This window comes from Streptococcus sp. GMD4S, assembly GCF_000296955.1.
Genome location: NZ_AJRE01000197.1, coordinates 1 through 1,713, shown reverse-complemented (window position 1 = coordinate 1,713; position 1,713 = coordinate 1). Strand labels below are relative to the sequence as shown.

At 42.4% G+C, this 1,713-nt stretch carries 2 protein-coding genes; both read right to left on the bottom strand.

What is annotated here, in order from left to right:
* Nucleotides 1–1,090 (bottom strand): peptide-methionine (R)-S-oxide reductase MsrB (gene msrB / locus GMD4S_RS08585; RefSeq protein ID WP_000998579.1); only part of this gene is annotated, 1,090 nt, incomplete at its 3' end.
* Between the two features lie 9 nt (nt 1,091–1,099).
* Nucleotides 1,100–1,663, bottom strand: coding sequence for a redoxin family protein (locus tag GMD4S_RS08580; RefSeq protein WP_000759256.1), 564 nt, complete (start codon nt 1,661–1,663; stop codon nt 1,100–1,102).
* Between the last annotated feature and the right edge of the window lie 50 nt (nt 1,664–1,713).

Genomic DNA, 1,713 nt, shown 5'->3' with positions numbered 1-1,713 from the left:
AGGCATAGCCTTTTTCTGCCATTTGGTCTTTGGGAATAAAGCGGATAGAGAGACTATTGATACAGTAGCGTAAGCCACCCTTGTCCTGTGGTCCATCCGTAAAAACATGGCCAAGGTGAGAATCTCCAACTCGGCTCCGCACTTCCATGCGTGTCATATTGTAAGACTTATCTTCCTTGTAGGTAGCAACATCTGGGCTGATTGGTTGGGTGAAACTAGGCCAGCCACAACCAGACTCAAACTTGTCCTTTGATGAAAAGAGGGGTTCACCAGTTGCCACATCCACATAGATACCGGATTCAAATTTATCCCAATAGCGGTTTGAAAAAGCTCGTTCTGTTTGATTTTTCTGGGTAACTGCATACTCCTCAGGTGACAAGGTCTTTTTCAATTCTTCATCGCTTGGTTTAGGATATTTACTGGCATCGATGACAGGGTAGGCAGCCTGATTAACATTGATATGACAGTAGCCATTTGGATTTTTCTTGAGGTAGTCTTGGTGATAATCCTCCGCCACCACAAAATTCTTCGAGTTTTCCTTTTCAACTGCCAGAGGTTGGTCGTATTTCTTAGCCACCTCATCAAAGACTTGGTTGATTACCTCCAAATCCTTTTCATCTGTGTAATAAACGCCAGTACGATACTGGGTCCCCACATCATTTCCTTGTTTATTTTTGCTGGTTGGATTAATGATGCGGAAGTAATGAAGCAGGATTTCCTTGAGGGAAATTTGATTAGCATCATAGGTGACATGGACAGTCTCCGCATGTCCTGTTTGATTGATCAATTCGTACTTGGTTGTTTCCCCTCTACCGTTCGCATAGCCTGAAACGGCATCTGTCACTCCAGGCACGCGTGAGAAGTATTCCTCCACTCCCCAGAAACAACCTCCAGCTAGATAAATTTCGTGCAAGTCTGCGTCTTTACTAATTTCTGTTTTTTTCACTGTTTTTCCTCCTTGGCTAACGGATGCTTTCTCAATTTGCGAGCTATCTGTCTGCCCTGCATTTCGCATCAATAGAAAATAGAAACCGGTTATGGCTAGGAGAATAACCCCTGCCAAGACAAAAAGTTTTACTTTATCATTCATAGCCTTTCTCTACCCCATTTCTTTCAATTCTTTTAAAATCATATCCTTATCCATAAAACCTGGTTGTGTTTTGACCAGCTTGCCTTCCTTGTCTATAAAGGCTTGAGTCGGGTAGGAACGGACACCATAACTTTCCAAAAGTTTGCCTGATGGATCAATTAGAACTGGAAAATTTTTATAATCCAAGCCCTTGTACCAATTCTTAAAGTCCGCTTCAGATTGCTCCCCCTTATGACCAGGAGAGACCACTGTCAAAACTACATAGTCATCACCAGCATCCTTAGCGATTTCGTCCGTATCTGGAAGGCTGGCTAGACAGATGGAACACCAAGAAGCCCAGAATTTGAGATAAACTTTCTTGCCCTTGTAATCAGATAAACGATAGGTCTTGCCATCTACACCTGTCAATTCAAAATCAGCGACTTCCTGACCTTTAGTCGCAGTTTGTGAACTAACTTGTTCTGTTTTGGATTGCTCCTTCATAGTAGACTCGTCTGACATGTTTTTAGCCGAACAGGCTGCCAAACAACAGATTGAGCCTACTCCAAGGAGACATGTTTGCCATTTTTTCATTTCTTTTTCCTCTCTATTCAAATAATGTAGTCAAAATGGAAGCATTTCCC

Coding starts and splice junctions, on each gene's coding strand:
- GMD4S_RS08580 (WP_000759256.1), bottom strand. CDS start 1,663: ATGAAAAAATGGCAAACATGTCTCCTTGGAGTAGGCTCAATCTGTTGT.